General features: G+C 39.8%; 17 protein-coding genes and 1 other annotated feature. All 17 genes read right to left on the bottom strand.

Annotated features, from left to right (window positions below):
- Positions 1-79 precede the first annotated feature (79 nt).
- The gene (locus IGL37_RS00265; protein WP_033918158.1) at positions 80-4,144 is read right to left on the bottom strand and encodes a 5'-nucleotidase C-terminal domain-containing protein; all 4,065 of its coding nucleotides are present in this window, start codon (positions 4,142-4,144) and stop codon (positions 80-82) included.
- A 440-nt stretch (positions 4,145-4,584) separates the two neighbouring features.
- On the bottom strand, positions 4,585-5,970 hold the full coding sequence (gene glmU, locus IGL37_RS00260; RefSeq protein ID WP_002356067.1) for a bifunctional UDP-N-acetylglucosamine diphosphorylase/glucosamine-1-phosphate N-acetyltransferase GlmU: 1,386 nt from the start codon (positions 5,968-5,970) through the stop codon (positions 4,585-4,587).
- A gap of 201 nt (positions 5,971-6,171) precedes the next feature.
- Entirely contained in the window at positions 6,172-6,993 is an 822-nt protein-coding gene (gene purR, locus IGL37_RS00255; protein ID WP_002381336.1) for a pur operon repressor, read from the bottom strand.
- Between the two features lie 143 nt (positions 6,994-7,136).
- A complete protein-coding gene (locus tag IGL37_RS00250) occupies positions 7,137-7,976 on the bottom strand; it encodes a metal ABC transporter permease (RefSeq protein ID WP_002383493.1) in 840 nt (279 codons plus the stop codon).
- Between the two features lie 161 nt (positions 7,977-8,137).
- Entirely contained in the window at positions 8,138-8,830 is a 693-nt protein-coding gene (locus IGL37_RS00245; RefSeq protein ID WP_002356064.1) for a metal ABC transporter ATP-binding protein, read from the bottom strand.
- A 25-nt stretch (positions 8,831-8,855) separates the two neighbouring features.
- Positions 8,856-9,809, bottom strand: a complete 954-nt coding sequence (locus tag IGL37_RS00240) for a metal ABC transporter substrate-binding protein (RefSeq protein WP_002367576.1) — start codon at positions 9,807-9,809, stop codon at positions 8,856-8,858.
- A gap of 166 nt (positions 9,810-9,975) precedes the next feature.
- The gene (gene ispE / locus IGL37_RS00235; protein ID WP_002356061.1) at positions 9,976-10,827 is read right to left on the bottom strand and encodes a 4-(cytidine 5'-diphospho)-2-C-methyl-D-erythritol kinase; all 852 of its coding nucleotides are present in this window, start codon (positions 10,825-10,827) and stop codon (positions 9,976-9,978) included.
- A gap of 180 nt (positions 10,828-11,007) precedes the next feature.
- Complete coding sequence (locus IGL37_RS00230) at positions 11,008-11,310, bottom strand: Veg family protein (RefSeq protein WP_002383497.1); 303 nt, start codon at positions 11,308-11,310, stop codon at positions 11,008-11,010.
- A 57-nt stretch (positions 11,311-11,367) separates the two neighbouring features.
- Entirely contained in the window at positions 11,368-11,934 is a 567-nt protein-coding gene (locus IGL37_RS00225) for a sigma-70 family RNA polymerase sigma factor (protein ID WP_002356059.1), read from the bottom strand.
- Between the two features lie 85 nt (positions 11,935-12,019).
- Positions 12,020-12,550 (bottom strand): NYN domain-containing protein, encoded by a 531-nt coding sequence (locus tag IGL37_RS00220; protein ID WP_002356058.1) that lies wholly within the window; start codon positions 12,548-12,550, stop codon positions 12,020-12,022.
- 14 nt (positions 12,551-12,564) lie between these two features.
- On the bottom strand, positions 12,565-13,422 hold the full coding sequence (gene rlmB / locus IGL37_RS00215; protein WP_033918159.1) for a 23S rRNA (guanosine(2251)-2'-O)-methyltransferase RlmB: 858 nt from the start codon (positions 13,420-13,422) through the stop codon (positions 12,565-12,567).
- The gene (locus tag IGL37_RS00210) at positions 13,412-13,810 is read right to left on the bottom strand and encodes a Mini-ribonuclease 3 (RefSeq protein WP_002356056.1); all 399 of its coding nucleotides are present in this window, start codon (positions 13,808-13,810) and stop codon (positions 13,412-13,414) included. The genes rlmB and IGL37_RS00210 overlap by 11 nt, the downstream gene beginning before the upstream one ends.
- Positions 13,807-15,219 (bottom strand): cysteine--tRNA ligase, encoded by a 1,413-nt coding sequence (cysS, locus tag IGL37_RS00205; RefSeq protein ID WP_002413970.1) that lies wholly within the window; start codon positions 15,217-15,219, stop codon positions 13,807-13,809. The genes IGL37_RS00210 and cysS overlap by 4 nt, the downstream gene beginning before the upstream one ends.
- Positions 15,212-15,751, bottom strand: coding sequence for a serine O-acetyltransferase EpsC (gene epsC, locus IGL37_RS00200; RefSeq protein WP_002356054.1), 540 nt, complete (start codon positions 15,749-15,751; stop codon positions 15,212-15,214). Before epsC ends, cysS begins: the two co-directional genes overlap by 8 nt.
- A gap of 64 nt (positions 15,752-15,815) precedes the next feature.
- Positions 15,816-16,022 (bottom strand) — a binding site (T-box leader).
- The gene (gltX, locus tag IGL37_RS00195) at positions 16,021-17,478 is read right to left on the bottom strand and encodes a glutamate--tRNA ligase (protein WP_002381335.1); all 1,458 of its coding nucleotides are present in this window, start codon (positions 17,476-17,478) and stop codon (positions 16,021-16,023) included. It overlaps the preceding feature by 2 nt.
- A 52-nt stretch (positions 17,479-17,530) precedes the next feature.
- On the bottom strand, positions 17,531-18,004 hold the full coding sequence (ispF, locus tag IGL37_RS00190) for a 2-C-methyl-D-erythritol 2,4-cyclodiphosphate synthase (RefSeq protein WP_002359233.1): 474 nt from the start codon (positions 18,002-18,004) through the stop codon (positions 17,531-17,533).
- A gap of 18 nt (positions 18,005-18,022) precedes the next feature.
- Positions 18,023-19,168, bottom strand: coding sequence for a PIN/TRAM domain-containing protein (locus tag IGL37_RS00185; protein WP_002368622.1), 1,146 nt, complete (start codon positions 19,166-19,168; stop codon positions 18,023-18,025).
- Positions 19,169-19,175 lie beyond the last annotated feature (7 nt).

The raw sequence follows: 19,175 nt of genomic DNA, 5'->3' as shown, positions 1-19,175 counted from the left end.
TAATACTAAAATTAAAAACAAATGGCAAGCATTAAAATAAAAAAAGAACCAATCCCGAAGGACGGTTCTTAAAAAATGACTAACTAGCTTTGTTACGTCGTTTATAAATATACCAGCCAGAAGAAGAAAGTCCAACGAACAGTAAACCATATAATGCAAGCGTTTCTGTTTCTGTACCCGTTTTAGGTAAAAAGCCGCCATACTTTTTCTTCTCTGTTACGGATGGATTGCTCTGTCTTGCTCCCGCTTGGTTTTGTTTATTGGTTGCTACTGGTGTTTCTGGTGTTGGTTTCGGGTCTGATTTTGGATCTGATGTTGGGTCTGGTTTCGGGTCTGGGTCTGTTTTTGGATCTGGTTTTGGATCTGGTTTCGGGTCTGGTTTTGGATCTGGTTTCGGATCTAGTTTCGGATCTGGTTTCGGATCTGGTTTCGGATCTGGTTTCGGCGTCTCTCCTCCACCGATTAACTCTTTGTAAGCTTCTTCCGAAATAGAAACAATTCGTTCGCCTGGGAATGGTTCTTTATATTGTGCTAAATCAATCGTCGTTGCTGCACGATACAACCGCAAGCTGGTTGCACTTTTCAAGTATTCAATTAAGACAGCATCTAGTGAAATCCCTTCTTCTCGTTCACCACCTAGCATATCGTAACCATCACCACCAGCAGCTAAGAAATCATTGGTAGCCATCCGGTATTGTTTCTTCTCATCCAATGGTTCAAACTTTTGCGTTTGCCGATTTTTAATTTCTATTCCTAATACGCGACTACCGACAATCGTTTGTCCTGTTTCATTGCCTTCGTCACTAGCCAAGCGAGTACCTGGTTTTGTGGAATCATAGTGGATACGAATGGAGCTTGAAACATGTAGGAAACCACCATTTGCGCCAAGTTTTGGTTGGCCAGCATCATCTAGTAAAATTGTGCCATTCTCATCTTTTTGTGGAATCGAACGAACAGACATTTCAAACATTTCTTTAACTTGAGCACCGGTTACTTGAATTTGCGCAATGCTATTGCCAAAAGGTAACACAGCAATGACATCCCCAACTTTAATCGGTCCTTGCTTAATATCAGCGCGAATGCCGCCACCATTAGTTACTGCAAAATCAGCAGGTTGACTAAACGCGTCTTGGCCATATGACATAATCGCATCACCAATCAAATTCCCTAAGTTGGTCTCTCGTGTGCGCACATTTTCCCGTTGTCCATCCAATGTGAATGGAATATAATCGACAATTACTTTTTCATTTTCAGCGTTAAAATTCGTTCGTGCTTCATCAACGATGGCTTTAACTGCCGGGTTTTCTGGCAATCCTAGCAACTCTTCTGCTGGAATCAATTTTGCTGTTTTCTTAGTTGGTTCATTCTCTGGTGCTGTGACAATTCCAACATTATTTAAATAATTACCTGTTTGAGCATAGATCACTTTGCCATAACGTTTGCCACTTTCGACGGCTGTATGCGAATGTCCATCAATCACATTAATATCTAACTCAGGATATGTTTGACTAAGGGTTTCTGCTAGCGTATCACCACGCCAGATATGCGGCGTCGTTTCATCTACGCCTAAATGCCCAGTAACCACGAAAGCTTGAATATCCGCGTACTTCTCTTTAATTTCATTAATCACTGCTTCTACTTCTGGAATCGGGTCTTTAAATGTCACCTTCTCCACGTTTTTCGGGTGTGTTTTCGTTGCTGTTTCTGGGGTCGTCACACCTACAATGGCAAACTTTTTCCCGGCTTTTTCTACGATTGTATACGGATCAAAAACCCGTCCACTGCCATCTTTGTAATACGTATTACTAGATAAAATCGGAAAATTCAGTTGGTCTTTATAACCTAGTGCAATCTCTAAACCAAAATCAAACTCGTGATTTCCCACCGCCATGGCATCATAACCAACTTCATTCATTGCTTTGGCCATATCCGCGCCTTTGGAGAAATTGGAGATTGGTAATCCTTGGAAAACATCCCCTGCATCCACCATCAAGGTTGGGTTTTCTTGGTCTTTAAAGGTTTTTAGACGCGCCATACCTAATTCGCCTTTCCCTGCTTCTAGTCGGCCATGAACGTCATTTGTGTGCATAATGGTATATGCATTATCTAAATCAAAGCCCGCATTACGGACATCTTGTTTCGTAATAGCGGCGGCGTTTGGTGTACGTCCATCAGGAGAAGTCGGAATTTGAAGAGTGCCGTCATTCACTAATTCGATTGCTTTGGCACGCCATTTTTCATCAAAATTTGTCCCAATAATTGACCAATTTCGTTCGATTTCTTGTTCTGGATCAAGCGTTCCTTTTTTCTTAATATAATCAACAATCATTCCTCGTAAGGTTTCTGGATCAGAATTTTTAATAGGTTCCCCTACTTGAATCCCTTGGCTAGCTAAACCGCCGTAACGATAATTATTCATAGCAAGCGTATATTCTTTGGCAGGATCCAACGGTTGGCCGTCAATTTTCGCATCTACAATTCGTTCACCCACTGGTTTTGAAATGTCAATCTTGTAGTCCACTCCAGAAATCATGTCATAGTTATATACACGAATGTTTGGATTAAAACTAATGGTCAAATCATCTGGCTGTGTTTGGTTATAGTACGCCCCTTGTTTTTCTAAATACTTCAGTAAGTTTTCACCGTTAATGGGAACACTCACTAAGGTATTCGGGTATTTGTAGATATCAAAAATCGTGGCATAGGAAATCTTCCCCGCAGGTAATTTACTGTCGTATTTAAACAGCGCTGCCGCACTTAATTGTGCGCCCGTTACTTCTTTTTGAACGTTATTAATTAAAGAAATCATCGCTGTTGGTTGTAATTGTGCTTCGGGAATTCCTTTAATTTCTTGTTTTGGTAAAAAATCAGCTGTTGCTGTGCCGATCTCCTCCTGAATAAACGCTCGCGTTTTTTCATGGTATTCTTTTGTCGCTGCCTTAACTGCTTCATCTGCTGGAACATTCGTTGTTGGTACAATCGTTGCTGTACCTTCTTGCACTTCCCACTTATCGGCATTTTTAGCAACTGAAAGATCAATCTTAACAACTTCTGTTCCTGTATCTTTAGGTCCCCCTACCGGTACAGTTTTTCCATTCGGCGCTGCTCCTTGCTTGGTAAAAGAAAGGTGGTCATGACCCAGAATATACGCATCAATCCCCGCGACATTTTCAATTACTTGGTCGGCACTGGCAGCCGGATCACTATTTTGTTGTCCCGCATGAATCGAAGCAACAATAATGTCAGCCTGATCGTTAGTTTTCAACTCAGTAACTGCTTTTTCTGCTTCTTCTTTCAAAGGTAAAAAATTAAGCGAAGTAACACGAGGGCCATCCCACAAAGGAATGTGCGGGATTGTTAAGCCGATAATCCCAACTTTTAAATCTGGCTGCCCATCTTGATTAAGATCAAGTTCCTTCGTGGTAGTCCCTTCAACAAAACGACTACCATCCTTATTGTAGGTATTCGCAGACAAGATTGGAAAAGTGGCTTCTTTTTGAATTTTTTGGATTAACGGTAAACCAAAATTAAACTCATGATTTCCCAAAACCATTGCATCATACTTCATCACATTCATGGCGGTAATCATTGGATGGGTCTTTTCATTCACTAAAGGCGCTTTATTATACAAGTCATCTGTTAAAATAGTACCTTGAATATTGTCGCCATTATCAATTAAAACGGTGCCTGCTGGGTTTTGTGCCCGGACTTGGTTGACGACTGTACTTACTTGGGACAAACCAACTGGTAATTCTTTATCATCTTCATAAGACCAATTCCATAATTGACCATGAACATCTGACGTACCTAAAATTGTTATTTTTTGCGGCGTGCTCGTTGCTTCTTTTTCAGCGGTTGACGTTTCTAAATTCGTCGTCTCTGTTGGTGCCGTGGTTTCTTGTGACTGCTTGACACTGTCACTCGTAGCCTGATTTGGTGCTTCTTGTTTGATATCTGTTGTTTCCTGTGTGATGACTGGTTCTTGTTTTCTACTTGAATCGGTGGTACTTGTTACTGCTTCTGAACTTTGTTGACTCGTTGTTTCTACTGCATATGCCGTACTAGTAACGCTTGGCGCTATCAACGCAACAGCCATTAAAAAATGCATGCCCCACTTCACTTTTTTAAAGCTCAACTTTTTCACAAATTTCCTCCTTGTGTTTCAACCCATTTGCAACAAACAATTGTCAAAGTAACAAACAACAAAAAGAGCCTTCCCCCATCACGCTGCTCTTCTTTTCCTATCATAATATATCCGTTAAATAAAAAACAGTAAATTCCGTTAAAATAAGATGTTTTTCCTGTAAATTGTTTTTATTTTTGGACAATATAGCGGATTTGTTTGTGAAAAAAATAGTAATTTTGACCAAAACACGAACTTTATAAAAAAGAAAGTCTTTTTATATTGGAAAAGCGGAACAAAAACTATTTTTTTGAAAAAAATAACTAAAAATACCGAATAAACAGCATTGGTCTAGTCCTTGAATACCTCTAAACAAATATTAGCAGCAATTGATCTAGTCTTTAAGGAGGAAAAAGAACGCTCTTTTGCTTAAGCAAAAGAGCGTTCTTTTTTATTTGAGATTAATCCTTCATATAAGGTAACTTTTTAGCATAACCTTCTTTATTCACTTGACGTGCCCGGGCAATCGCCAAATCTTCTGAAGGGACATCTTCTGTGATGGTTGAACCAGCAGCAGTCACCGCATGATCACCAATCGTGACTGGCGCAACAATGTTCGTTGCAGAGCCAATAAACGCGTGATCACCCACGACTGTTTGGTGTTTATTTTTGCCATCATAATTAACAAAAACAACGCCGCAACCGACATTAATATCTTTGCCTAAAGTTGCATCACCAACGTATGTTAAATGGCCCACTTTTGTGCCTTCATCGATTGTTGCATTTTTTACTTCCACGAAGTTACCAATGTGTACGTTTGCCCCCACATCTGCTTTAGGACGTAAATGTGCATACGGACCCACATCGGCCCCCTCGCGAACCACACTTTCTTCAATCACAGACTGTTTAACAACCACTTGATTGCCGATGTGACTATCAACGATTTCTGAATGTGCGCCAATCAAGCAATCTTCGCCAATCACTGTTTTTCCTTTGATAGTGACTCCCGCTTCAATGACTGTGTCTGAACCAATTACCACGCCTTCATCAATATACGTTGTGTCTGGATCAATAAATGTAACACCATTTCGCATATGCATTTCATTTAAACGACGATGCATAATTTTATTAGCAGTGGATAACGCGACACGATCATTTACACCCATTGCTTCGTCAAAGTCTGCCATTTGATAAGCAGCGACAGCTTTGCCTTCTTTTTTCAAAATTTCAATGATATCTGTTAAATAGTATTCCCCTTGTGTGTTGTTTGTATCTGTTTTCGCTAACGCTTCAAACAATGATTCATTATCAAAACAGAAGGTTCCTGTATTAATTTCTTGAACACGTGCTTCTTCTTCACTGGCATCTTTTTGTTCCACGATTCGTTCAACAATGCCCACATGATCACGAATAATTCGACCATAGCCTGTTGGGTCTTCCGCATGCGCTGTTAAAATAGTCGCACTTGCATTCTTACCTTGATGGTAATCGAATAAATTTTTCAAGGTTTCCGCAGTTAATAACGGCGTATCCCCTGTAATAACTAATGTCGTTCCTTGTTTACCACCTAATAACTCTTGTGCTTGCATGACTGCATGCCCAGTTCCCAATTGTTCAGCTTGTAAGGCATATTGACTACGTTCGCCTAAATGGCTTTTAATCATTTCCGCCCCGTGTCCAACGATCGTCACGATTTCTGTTGGTTCTGTTTGTTCTACTTGATCTAAAATATGTTCGACCATTGGTTTACCAGCAACTGGATGCAATACTTTATAAAGTTTAGATTTCATGCGTGTTCCTTTACCAGCTGCTAAAATAATTGCGTATCTATTTTCCACGTTTGCCACCTCAAATTAACTAAATTGTTTGATTTTCTTCTAAATCGTCCTCATTATACCTTTTCTAGTTTATCTTACTCTTTTGTCTTTTTCAACAAAATAAGGCATTTAAAAGGTAGACCAATTTATTTTCTCATCTTTTTTTAAAGGAATAAAACAGAAAAAAAGAACCTGAAAATGGAATGGACCATTTTCAGGTTCTTTTTCAAATTATTTCTCTGTGAAATAGTTTCCTGGGACTACGCTAATCGTTTTTGTTTGTGTATCCACATCTTCCACGTACAATAGCGAAGTATAGTCATCGATTGCACGACGGCCATTGAATTTTGACTCAGCAAAAACGGTAATGCCCACAAGTTCTGCTTCAAATTCTTCAATCATACTCTTCATACCATTGACGGTGCCGCCGCCTTTCATGAAGTCATCCACGACTAAAACTTTTGAGCCGCGTTTTAAACTGCGTTTTGAAAGTTCCATTTTTTCGATACGTTCTGAAGACCCTGATACATAGTTCACGCTCACCGTTGAACCTTCAGTAATCTTAGAATCGCGACGAACAATCACAAACGGAACATTTAAGTAATAAGACACAGCTTGCGCAATTGGCACTCCTTTAGTCGCAACGGTCATTACCGCATCAATTTGTTTGCCTAAATATTTAGAAGCAATAATCCGGCCCACTTGTCTTAATAAATTCGGTTCCCCAAGTAAATCTGAAAGATAAACATAACCCCCAGGTAATAAGCGATCTTGTTCTGACAAACGATCACATAAATCCATAATCAACTGCTCCGCTTCCTCATAAGGAATTTCAGGGATAAAGCGGACACCGCCTGCAGCGCCTGGAATCGTTTCTAAAATACCTGTTCCACGTTCTTTAAATGTTTTTTTAACAATTGCTAAATCTTCACTAATGGAAGACTTGGCAGATTGGTATCGGTCAGCAAAATATGTCAAAGAAACCAATGTATGGGGATGATCTAAAAGATATTGGGTCATATCGATTAATCGTTCACTTCTCCGAATTTTCAAATTCGTCACTCCTTTTCATTCTATCGTTCCTTATTATAAGGGGTTTAACCGAAAAATTCGAGGATTTTTTTCAAATAACTGAAAATAGTTCGCCATTTCTTTTAAAAAAAAGAAATAAAGGAGAAAAACTTTCGTTTTTCTCCTTAGTTTCTTTGCATTTTTTGTTTTCGTTGGACCATGACAACCACTCGGCGATAAATATTGACTAATAAGAATAAACCAATAAAAATTAGGGTAATGCTTGCACTCGGTGGTGTTTCCAAATAATACGAGCTAGTCAACCCTGTTAGCATGCCAATCAAGCCCATAAATACACTGATAATAATCACCGTGTTAAAGCCTTTACCAATTCGCATACCTATTGCAGCTGGTAAGACCATAATTGCTGAAATTAACAAGGCTCCCGCGATCGGAATCATCACAGCAATCGCCACACCAGTAATTACATTAAAAAGCATCGACATCCAATGAATAGGTAGCCCATCAACATGAGCAGTATCTTCATCAAATGTTAAAACATACATTGGACGTTTAAATAACATAAACAATAGAACTAAAACTACGAATAAAATTGCCAACATAACCACTTGATCCCACGTAATCGTGACGATGGAACCAAATAAATACGATTGAATACTAGCAGCTGAATTGCCTCCTGTTAAATTCATTAAAACTAACGCCAAAGCCAAACCGCCTGACATTAAAATAGCAATCGAAATTTCTGAATAGGTGCTATAAATCATTCGTAAATATTCTAGAATGATTGCAGCCACAATCACGACAATTAAGGTCATTAAATTAGGATTCCAATTAAAAAAGAAGCCTAGAGCCACACCGGCTAATGACACATGTGAAAGGGTATCTGCCATTAAAGATTGTCGGCGAATAACTAGAAAGACGCCGAGCATTGGAGCAATCACTGAGATAAACAGTGCTGCTAAAAAGGCCTTTTGCATAAATGCATAAGAAAGCATTTCTGCCATACGATTCACTCCTTACCGCTAAAATGAACACTACCATTGTAGCGACGTTTAAGCGAATTAATTTTTTAATTCCTGCTTATTTTTTAAATTTTTCCAACATTTCTTTAAGCTGTTCCTTGGCTTTCGTTATTATCGAGCCAGATAACGTTTTATTGGAAAATTTACGTATACGATTCTTCACTCATATGGAAACAACGCCATTTCGAATCTTCTTTGCGGACAAGACGAATTTGACGATCCACATAGGTTTTGATATCTTCATGATCATGCGTAATCATCAAAATAGCTTTTCCATGTTCATGCGCACTGTGTTGCAACAATTGATAAAATTCGTTGCGCGATTGTTCATCCATACCTGTTGTTGGCTCATCTAAAATAAACAAATCTGGATCGGTCGCAAACACTCGTGCTAAACTAATTCGTTGCTTTTGCCCTCCAGAAAGCTCGCCAATTCGTTTGTGGCGCATTTCCCACATGTCCACTGATTTCAAAGCTTTTTCCACATGAAGATGATCTTTTTTCGTCAACGGTTTGAACCAACGATTTCTGGGAAAGCGACCTGAACGTACTAATTCAATGACGGTGCTAGGAAAGCCCGCATTGAAAGAAGCGACTTGTTGTGGAATGTAGCCAATGCTGATTTTTTCACCAGCACTATTTTTTTTAGCGACCGTAATTTTGCCACTTGTTGGTTTTAATAACCCTAAGGTACTTTTGATCAGCGTTGACTTGGCAGCGCCATTTTCTCCTGTTAAAATAACGAATTCCCCTGGATCAACATAATAAGAAACATCTTCTAAAACAGGTTCATCATCATAATAGAAGGTTAAATTTTCGACTTCAATATAATGCATAAGTTGGCTCCTTTCTGTTGCCAGATTAATGAATGCTTTTTTGTAAAGCAGCGAGGTTTTCTTTCATGACAGACACGTAGTTCTCGCCTGCTTCTTGTTCTTTTTGAGTTAAACTCTCTAAAGGATTCAATACGGCTAATTCGACGCCTGTCTCGTCTGCCAATGTTTTGGCTACTTTTGTAGAAGCCGATGCTTCAAAATAGATCACAGAAACATTGTTTGTTTTAATATATTTTTTTAATTCGGCTAAACGACTTGGCGAAGGTTCTTGGTCTGGAGAAATCCCAGCAATCGGTTCTTGGGTCAAACCATATTGTTTTGCCAAATAGCCAAATGCAGCATGTTGCGTCACAAAGGTCCGATTTTTAGCTCCTGCAAACGCAGCTTGGTATTCCTTATCTAACGCAGTCAACTTTTCCAAATAAGCAGCGGTATTTTTTTCAAATACGGCTTTTTTCTCAGGATATTTTTTGATAAGCGCATCCCGAATCGCTGTCACTTCTTTTTGCGCTAACACGGGATCTAACCAGACATGCGGATCCAATTCGTGGGAATGGTTATGGCCTTCATGACCTTCTTCGCCAGATTCTTCCTCTTCTGTTCCTTGCATCAATTGAATGGATTGACTGGCTTCCACGATTGAAACTTTTTTCGTGTCCAAGTTTTCAATAACATTCGGAACCCAAGTTTCTAGCTCTTTACTATTATAAACAAAGACATCCGCATCAGTAATTTTCGCTAGGTCTTTTGCGCTTGGTTCATAATCGTGTGGTTCCGTTCCAGCTGGAATCAACAGCTCAACCTCTCCCTCATCACCAACGACTTGTTTTGCGAAGTCGTACATCGGATAAAAAGTAGTCATTACCGTGAGCTCTTTCTTCTCTTTTGGCGATTGTGTGGTTTGCCCACAACTAGCTAAAAGAAAAGCGCTGATTGCTAAAGTAACGCCGATTATCAAACGGCGGTAGATTTTCGTCATGTTCTGTCCTCTTTTCGATTTACCTATTATAAACCGTAATATTTACGATTTGCCAGGAATAATGTACCAAATGGATCACGGGACGTCAAGGAATAAATTTAAAAAAACAACAGAGCGTGGGACAAAAATCACTTTGGGTTTTTGCTCCACGCTCTGTTGTTTTTATTTATTTCAATGTCCGAACCAAATAAACTTCTTCGCAAAAGCCTTTAAGTCCATTATAAATCCGTTGTGCTCGTGTTTTCTTTTCACATAAAGCAAAGACTGTCGGTCCACTGCCGCTCATCAACGCTGCATCAGCGCCGTACTTCAGCATGCGATCCTTGATTTGTTGCACGATCGGATGTCTGGCAATCGTGACACTTTCCAACGCATTGCCGACCGTTTGGGTCATCCCAGTATAATCACCATTTTCAATAGCTATTCTTAGTCCAGCAATATCTGGATGGTGCAATTCATCTACCGCTAAATCATTAAAAACGGTACTAGTGGATACACTAATTCTTGGTTTAACTAACACAATCCAACATTGAGGCATGGTCGGTAATGCTTCAATTTTCTCCCCACGTCCGTTTGCAAAGGCTGTTCCGCCCCTTAAACAATAAGGAACATCCATACCAATTTGGCTGCCAATTTCACAGAGTTCGTCCATCGTCAACCCCAGATTCCACAGCTTGTTCAAGCCTCGTAATGCTGCGGCACAGTCACTGCTACCACCTGCTAAACCAGCTGCCACGGGGATACGTTTTTCAATATATATTTTAATTCCTTTATGAATATTATAGGTACGCTTTAATAAGTCAACTGCTTGATAGACATGATTCCGTCGATCCACGGGTAAAAAAGAGCTGTCCGTTTCAATACGAATGATGTCTTCTTCTAGATTTTCAAAAGTTAAATGATCGGCTAAATCTACACTTGCAAAAATAGATTCAACTTCATGATAGCCATCCACACGTTTATGCAGAACATCTAACCCAAGATTAATTTTCGCAGGAGCTCGTTCGATTATTTCCATCGGTTCCCTGATTCACCTTCCTTAATCTTTTGTCTACCAACATTTTAATCTTTTAGATTCTATCATATGTCCATGAAGAAGTACACCGAAGATTGCTCTTTCTCTGACGACAGATGGCTGAAATTAAAAAGAGCTTAGGAACGAAGGGCTCTTCCTTCACTCCTAAGCGGACTTTCTAAATTATACGGCTTGACCGATGAATTCGATTTCAACGGTGCGTGTTAAAACATCTGAATAGCTATAAGATACACGTTCAAATGAGTTCTCGTCTGGATCCAAGTCAACAACAAAAACAGATGGATAAGTCTCCGTTAAGATTCCTTTACGTTCTGTTTGGCGCTTTCTTCCAGTCTGAGCAACTAACATAATTTCACTGCCGATACGGCCTTCCAAATCTTTCTTAATTGACGATAACGTTGTTGGCATTGCATTCACCTCGAGAAACATTATATCACTTTTTTTAAAAAATTTCAAGTTTATCATACTAGAAGTCTGTTTGCAACTACTTTTGCTCGACAAACCGGCTGTTTTGTCGAATTTTTATTCATTTTCTAATGTATATTTCATTTTTGCTTTGGCACGATCATAGGCACTTCGGACAGCTGAAAAAGTTCCCCCACGTACTTTAGCAATTTCTTCTAACGTGTAGCCTTTTAAGTATGCATTTAAAATTTGTTGTTCCAACGAGGAAAGACGTGTCGGAAAAGCTGCCAATTTTTCTTGAATCATTAATTGACCTAATGGGTCGGTAGCCGCTGTCCCTAAATAGTCCACTAACTCTTCACCAGCGCTTTCTAATCGTTGTTCCAGAGAAATAGACAAGGTATCTGTTCGCCGCTTATAGGCGCATTGATGGCGAATTAAGCTATGTACGTGATTTTCAAAATTTCGTTTAAAAAACTTTCCTAATGATGCTTGTTTTTCTGAATCAAATCGTTCTAACGTCCGAAAGAAGACAATTCGTCCTTCTTGAAGCCAGTCTTCAGTATCATAATCTTTTAAATAGTATTTTTTCATGCACTTATAAATCACTGGCTGATATTGCCCATATAAGGCTTGAAATTGTTCTTGGTCTCCTGCTAATGCTTGTTGAATCTGTTCTAACATAAAAAGCCCTCCTTTTCGATAAACGTATCGAATGATTTAGGAGAGCATAGCATGTTAGAAATTTATGACTTAAGCGAACATTTGTTTAATCTTTTTTTTGAGACAATTCTTCTAGCTTCTCAGAAAGTTTTGATAACTGCTCCACGTTCCATGGAGAATTTCGACGAAATTGCTGGAAATGGATATCCGTTGCATGAATGGCAATCGTCTTTTCTGTTTTCTGGACAGCTTTGTAAAGTTCATTGGCCGAAGTCCGCAATGCACCTTGTGAAAAGACCACCCATTGTTCAGCCAAATCACTCGTTGCGACTGTTACTTGCGTTAAACGATCATTTTTTTCACCAGCTAGACGTTCAATATAACTATCTGCTGTTTCATCTTCTTTGGTGAAAACCACGGTCAAAAGGTACTTTTTGTACGTTTGCTGAATACCTGGGACTAATTGGGCATCAAAGACCACAATGATTTCCAACCCTTCATATTTGGCATAATTGGACAGACGACTAAGAAGCAGTTCACGCGCATCCTCTAAACGCTCTTGCTTTTTCAACTGGACCAATTCTGGCCAAGCACCAATCATATTATAGCCATCAACGATTAACAATTGTTTTTTCATACAATCGCCTTCTTCTATAATGGGTTGCGGCCACGATAGACTTCATACATTAGCAAGCCTGCAGCCACACCAGCGTTTAAGCTTTGAACGTGTCCAGTCATTGGAATCGTTAATAATTCATCCACTTCTTTATGAAGACCTTGACTCATGCCACGACCTTCATTTCCGATGATTAAGGCAATTGCGCCTTGTGTATTCCAGCGACGATAATCCGTCCCAAACATATCTGTACCAAAAATCCAAAATTGATTCTCTTTTAGCGTTGCAATACTTTGCGCTAGATTCGTTACACGAGCCACTGGAATATGTTCCACGGCCCCTGTTGACGCTTTGGTTACGGTTGGTGTAATTCCCACTGCACGATGTTTCGGAATGATAATACCGTCCACGCCTGTCGCATCAGCTGTTCGCAAAATTGAGCCAAAGTTATGTGGGTCCTCTAGACTGTCTAAAATTAGGAAAAATGGTGTTTCTGTCTTTTCTTTTGTTTGTTCCAATAATTCTTCTAAAGTTAAATATTGATACGCCGTGATTGCTAAAACCATGCCTTGATGCACGCCGTGATCACTCATCGTATCTAATTTTGCTTTAGGCACCCATTTAACTGGAACAGCCTGTTCTTTCGCTGCTTGTTTTAATTGCTCAATTTTCTCGCCACGAGCATCTTCTTGTAAAAACAATTTATTCCCGCGTCCTTGCTGCAACGCCTCAACAGTGGCATGGAAACCAAAGACAAAGTTATCTGCTAGCTCTTCTGAGGTTCCATCAGCACCTGCTGTCGCTGGTCGTGGGTTCCGTTCTTTTGAACGCTTATCTGAACGTTCTGGACGTTTCTTACCTTTTTTAAAAGGACGAGATTTTTCATTTTTCATTGGTTTCACCTACTTTCTTGATACACCAGTTAATTAATTCTTCTAAACGTTCTTTTTGTTGTGTTAAATGTAAATAACCCATCAAGGATTCGAAACCGGTCGCTACCCGATAGGTCGTCACATCAGCATTTTTGGCAAAGGTGTGACTTTTAGCATTCCGACCGCGTTTGTACATCACTTCTTCTTCCTCCGTTAGCATTTCTCCCGCTAACATCGCTTGCATTAAGCTTGCTTGGGCTTTTGCTGACACGTAGTGTGTCGCCATGCGATGCAAAACATTCGGTTTCGTTTGTCCTAAGGAAACTAAATAATCACGAATGTAAATTTCATAAATCGCATCGCCAACATAGGCCAAAGCTAAACCGTTTAATTGCTTATAATCTCTCATTCACTTCTTCTCCATCTCGTTCCTTGCGGAGTATCTTCTAAAACAATGCCTTGTTCTTTTAATAAATCGCGGATTTCATCACTTCGGGCAAAATCACGGTCTTTCCGTGCTTGATTCCGTTCTTCAATTAACGCATCGACTTGTGCATCCACTAATTCTTCGTTTTTAAAGAATAAACCAAAAATAGCTAACCAGCCACTGAAAAGCTTATCCATCGCCACTAGAACTGGTTCCGAAACTGTCGCTTGTTCACTGTACTGATTCATCATCTTCGCTAATTCATAAACGACCGTAATCCCGTTAGCTGCATTGAAATCATCGTCCATTTCCGTAATAAAACGTTGTTCTAATTCGTTTAATTGAGCCAAATAGTGTTCATCCTCTGGCAAACTTGCGACCGCATCTGCTTGTCTAAAACGTAAATTTTCAAACGCATTTTTCAATTTTTGATAATTGGCTGCTGCCTCTTTTAGAGTGCTTTCGCTATAACGAATCGGGCGACGGTACTGGGTGGTGGACATAAAGAAACGTAAAATTTGCGGATCCACTTTTTGAATCATTTCATGAACAGTAATGAAGTTACCTAGGGATTTGCTCATTTTTTCATCGTCTTCACCAATTGTGACATAGCCGTTATGCATCCAGTAATTGGCAAAGGTATGGCCTGTTTTGGCTTCGCTCTGTGCAATTTCATTCTCATGATGTGGAAATTCTAAATCTTGTCCACCGCCATGAATATCAATCGTCTCTCCCAAGTGTTTGGTCGCCATGACAGAGCATTCAATATGCCAGCCGGGACGTCCTTTACCCCAAGGAGAATCCCAAGAAATTTCATCTTCTTTGGCACTTTTCCAAAGAGCAAAATCCAATGGGTCTTCTTTTAATTGTTGTTCAACGCCAGTTCGTTGACTTGCCCCCACTTCTAATTCATCAATCGATTGATGGCTTAATTTACCATAATTAGGGAATTTACGGGTGCGATAATACACATCACCTGCGACCTCATAAGCAAAACCTTTTTCAATTAAAACGTCGATAAAAGTTAAGATATCAGGCATGTGATCCATCACCCGGGGATGTAGCGTTGCTGGCTGGACATTCAATGCTTGCGTGTCTTCTTCAAAGGCTTTGATAAAACGCTCCGCCACTTCCGGCGCAGTAATTTTCAATTCTTTAGCTGCCTTGATAATTTTATCATCGACATCTGTAAAGTTCGAGACATAATTCACTTCATACCCACGATATTCAAAATAACGACGAATTGTATCAAAGGCGATCGCACTGCGCGCATTACCGATATGGATATAGTTATACACGGTTGGTCCGCAGACATACATCCGAACTTTATGCGCCTCAATTGGCGTAAATACTTCTTTTTCTCTGGTCAATGTATTATAAATTTTAATCATGTCCTTTTTCCACCTTTCTTCCATTTAGACGAACGACTTTCGCAGGAACACCCACAGCTGTGGCATCTGCTGGGATGTCTGAAATAACAACAGCACCCGCACCAATTTTTGAACGTTCACCAATCACAACTGGCCCTAAAATTTGAGCTCGTGCCGAAATCATCGCTCCTTTTTTCACTGTTGGATGGCGTTTACCCGTATCACGACCGGTCCCACCTAACGTCACTCCGTGAAACAAAACAACATCTTCTTCTATTTCCGCGGTTTCCCCAATCACAATGCCCATGCCGTGATCGATAAAAACTCCCGCTCCAATTGTGGCTCCGGGATGAATTTCTACGCCCGTTATGAAACGCCAAAATTGTGCATGAATCTTCGCCAACAAAAACAACTGATGCCTATATAAGAAATGAGACAAGCGATGCCAAAACAGGGCGTGCAAGCCAGGATACGTTAAAAGAACTTCTAGTGTGGTCCGCGCTGCAGGATCGTTTCTTTTAACAGCTGCGACGCTACGTTTCAACCAACTCATAGGGTGAACTCCTTTCTATTATACAAAAATAAAAAACGTCTTTTAAGCAACAAAAAAACGTTGCTTAAAAGACGCCCATGCGTGGTTCCACTTTTCTTCACAAGAACTAGCTCTTGCCTCGATACAGTTAACGCCTGCCGACGTCTTCGGTTACTTTTTTCACCAAAGCCACTCATAGATGCATTTCGACAAAAGATGCTCGCTGTTCTCACCACCCACAGCGTCTCTGAAATCCATCTGATTGTCTACTTCTTCTATTCTTTGTGTTTTTATAACACTTTATTTAAATGATCTAATGCTTTTTCTTTGCCTAATAATTCGATGGTTTCGCCTAATTCAGGACCATGCATTTGTCCAGAAACAGCAATTCGAATTGGCATAAACAAGTTTTTGCCTTTAACGCCGGTTTCTTTTTGGACGGCTTTAATCGCTGCTTTAATACTTGGGACATCGAAAACGTCCAAGGCTTCTAATTGTTCTTTAAACGCATGTAACACAGTTGGCACTGTTTCTCCTTGCAAGAATTCTTTCGCAGCATCATCTAAAACTGGATGTTCATTAAAGAACAAGTTTGATAGTTCCACAATTTCAGCTGCATAACTCATTTGTGGTTGATACAAGCTAACTAATTGTTTTAACCATTCGATTTTTTCAGGAGATGGATTTTCTTCAACACGACCGTCAGCGACTAAATAAGGAATACACATATCTGTTAGTTCACCTAAGTCCATTTGTTTCATGTATTGATTGTTAATCCATTCTAATTTTTTCGCATCAAAGGCCGCTGGTGACTTGCTTAAGCGTTGTTCATCAAACAATTTAATCAAGTCTTCTTGTGAGAAGATTTCTTCTTCGCCAACAGGAGACCATCCTAGTAAAGCAATAAAGTTGAACATGGCTTCTGGTAAGTAACCTAATTCACGGTATTGTTCAATAAATTGTAAAATTGTTTCATCACGTTTGCTCAATTTTTTGCCAGTTTCTGAATTAATGATTAAGGTCATATGGCCAAAGACAGGTGGTGTCCATTCAAACGCTTCGTAAATCATTAATTGTTTTGGTGTGTTCGCAATGTGATCATCGCCACGTAAAACATGAGAAATTTTCATTAAGTGATCATCTACTGCAACGGCAAAGTTATACGTTGGCATCCCATCGCGTTTTTGGATGACAAAATCGCCACCAATGTTATCTGACTCAAAAGTAATTTCACCTTTCACGATGTCATCAAATTTGTATTCTGTGTTACGTGGCACACGGAAGCGAATCACTGGTTCTAGACCAGCCGCTTCTTTGGCTGCTTGTTCAGAAGGTGTTAAATTCGCACAAGTGCCTGCGTAGTGAGGCATTTCCCCACGAGCTTGTTGTGCTTCACGTTCTGCTTCTAATTCTTCTGGCGTACAATAACACTTATACGCACGATTGCTACTTAATAATTGATCAATCAATGGTTGGTAAATTTCTTTACGTTCTGATTGACGATATGGACCATATTCTCCCGGATGAGCAGGTGATTCATCCCATTCCATCCCTAACCATGCTAAGTTTTCCAACTGACTTTTCTCGCCGTCTTCGATGTTCCGTTTTTGGTCGGTATCCTCGATACGAATGATAAATTCTCCGTCATTGTGGCGGGCAAATAAGTAGTTAAATAATGCTGTTCTTGCATTCCCAATGTGCAAGTGTCCAGTTGGACTTGGTGCGTAACGCACACGAACTTTCGTCATGTTCATTCCTCTTTCCATTTTTTAAAAACAGACGGTTTAACGTCGTTTTCAGTTATTTTTCCAATAAAGCAACGGCAATTGCGCCGATTCCTTCTTTTTTACCAACAAAGCCCATCGTTTCCATGGTCGTTGCCTTAATGTTCACTTGTGTGACCGCTAAGTGGCAACTCGCGGCTAGATTCTTTTTCATCTCTGCCAAGTATGGGCTCATCTTTGGCTCTTCCGCTAAAATTGTACAATCAATATTGCCAATAGTAAAGCCCGACCGCCCAACTTTTTCATTTACTTTTGTTAATAAGTTTACAGAATTCGCATTTTTGAACTGTGGATCGGTTTCGGGAAACAGTTGCCCAATATCACCCAGACCAGCGGCACCAAGGATTGCATCAATAATTGCATGTGTTAAAACATCGGCATCTGAGTGACCTAACAGACCTTTTTCATAAGGAAGAGTAACCCCACCAATAATTAAAGGTCGTTGCGGAACTAATTGATGAACATCAAAACCTTGGCCGATTCGAATCATACTAAGTCCTCACTTTGCTTAATTTTTATCGTTTTTAGGATGGTTGTCCTTGCGATCATTAATCCCGCGACCCGCGTGCGCCGGTTTGGCAAAAATCATACGCCCAGCTGCGGTTTGTAAAGCACTTGTAACAACCACTTCGATTTGCTCATTCATGTAATGCTGGCCATCTTCTACCACAACCATTGTGCCATCATCTAAGTAAGCGACCCCTTGTTGACGCTCTGTTCCGGCTTTTACAACCATCACATTCATCGTTTCACCTGGAATCACCACTGGTTTCACAGCATTAGCTAAGGCATTAATGTTTAAAACAGGCACATTTTGAAATTCAGAGACTTTGTTTAAGTTGTAGTCATTGGTCACAACCACGCCATCTAATAATTTTGCTAATTTGATTAATTTACTGTCTACTTCAGAGATATCCTCGAAATCTCCGTCATACATCTCAACGGAGATACCTTCTTCTTTTTGTAAAGCATTTAAAATATCTAAGCCACGACGACCTCTCACCCGTTTTAAACTGTCTCCAGAATCAGCAATGTATTGTAATTCATATAAAACAAAGTTAGGGATGAGCAAAACACCTTCTAAAAAGCCCGTTTTAGCGATATCGTAGATTCTGCCATCAATGATGACACTGGTGTCTAAAATTTTGTATTTATGGAAGTTGTCTTCCACTTTACGTTCCAACATTTGTCCTTCGGTGTCTTCCGTATTTGCTTTCTTTTGGCGAGGTGTAAAAACTTTTTTCCACTCCTCAATCCGTGTTGTTCCCATTCGGAAACCTAAGTAACCCAGAATAATCATAACTAGAATTGGCAGTAAACTATTCACGACAGGAATTTGTAAGTTGTACATTGGAATGGAAATAATGACACCAATTGTTAAACCAATGATGGCACCAATACTTCCAAATAATAAATAGGTTAAACTCATTTCATTTAAAGCTGCTTCGATTTTTTTGACAGCGGAAACAATATACTTTGCTAACCCTAAAGATAAAATAAAGAAAATAATTGCACCGATTAATCCGTTCGTAAAGTTATTGTTTAACCAACTGTTATTGCCTTGCTTAGCCATTTCCCAAGCCATTGGGAAAAGAGAAATTCCTAAACTTGCACCAGCAATGATCATCAGCAACGTGATGATTCGTTTTTGCATATAGCCA

Source organism: Enterococcus sp. AZ119, assembly GCF_050546175.1.
Lineage (GTDB): Bacteria > Bacillota > Bacilli > Lactobacillales > Enterococcaceae > Enterococcus > Enterococcus faecalis.
This window is presented reverse-complemented; position numbering and strand designations above follow the sequence as displayed.

Excerpts from the sequence above, each read along its gene's own strand:
- cysS (WP_002413970.1), bottom strand. The coding sequence starts at position 15,219 with ATGATTAAAATTTATAATACATTGACCAGAGAAAAAGAAGTATTTACG.
- ispF (WP_002359233.1), bottom strand. The coding sequence starts at position 18,004 with ATGATTCGAATCGGCCAAGGTTTTGATGTTCATCAATTAGTTCCGCAA.
- gltX (WP_002381335.1), bottom strand. The coding sequence starts at position 17,478 with ATGACGAAAGTTCGTGTGCGTTACGCACCAAGTCCAACTGGACACTTG.
- IGL37_RS00225 (WP_002356059.1), bottom strand. The coding sequence starts at position 11,934 with ATGTTAGAACAGATTCAACAAGCATTAGCAGGAGACCAAGAACAATTT.
- ispE (WP_002356061.1), bottom strand. The coding sequence starts at position 10,827 with ATGGAAATAATCGAACGAGCTCCTGCGAAAATTAATCTTGGGTTAGAT.
- IGL37_RS00240 (WP_002367576.1), bottom strand. The coding sequence starts at position 9,809 with ATGACGAAAATCTACCGCCGTTTGATAATCGGCGTTACTTTAGCAATC.
- IGL37_RS00185 (WP_002368622.1), bottom strand. The coding sequence starts at position 19,168 with ATGCAAAAACGAATCATCACGTTGCTGATGATCATTGCTGGTGCAAGT.
- IGL37_RS00220 (WP_002356058.1), bottom strand. The coding sequence starts at position 12,550 with ATGAAAAAACAATTGTTAATCGTTGATGGCTATAATATGATTGGTGCT.
- IGL37_RS00230 (WP_002383497.1), bottom strand. The coding sequence starts at position 11,310 with ATGATAAACTTGAAATTTTTTAAAAAAAGTGATATAATGTTTCTCGAG.
- IGL37_RS00245 (WP_002356064.1), bottom strand. The coding sequence starts at position 8,830 with ATGCATTATATTGAAGTCGAAAATTTAACCTTCTATTATGATGATGAA.
- rlmB (WP_033918159.1), bottom strand. The coding sequence starts at position 13,422 with ATGAAAAATGAAAAATCTCGTCCTTTTAAAAAAGGTAAGAAACGTCCA.
- epsC (WP_002356054.1), bottom strand. The coding sequence starts at position 15,751 with ATGAGTTGGTTGAAACGTAGCGTCGCAGCTGTTAAAAGAAACGATCCT.
- IGL37_RS00210 (WP_002356056.1), bottom strand. The coding sequence starts at position 13,810 with ATGAGAGATTATAAGCAATTAAACGGTTTAGCTTTGGCCTATGTTGGC.
- IGL37_RS00250 (WP_002383493.1), bottom strand. The coding sequence starts at position 7,976 with ATGGCAGAAATGCTTTCTTATGCATTTATGCAAAAGGCCTTTTTAGCA.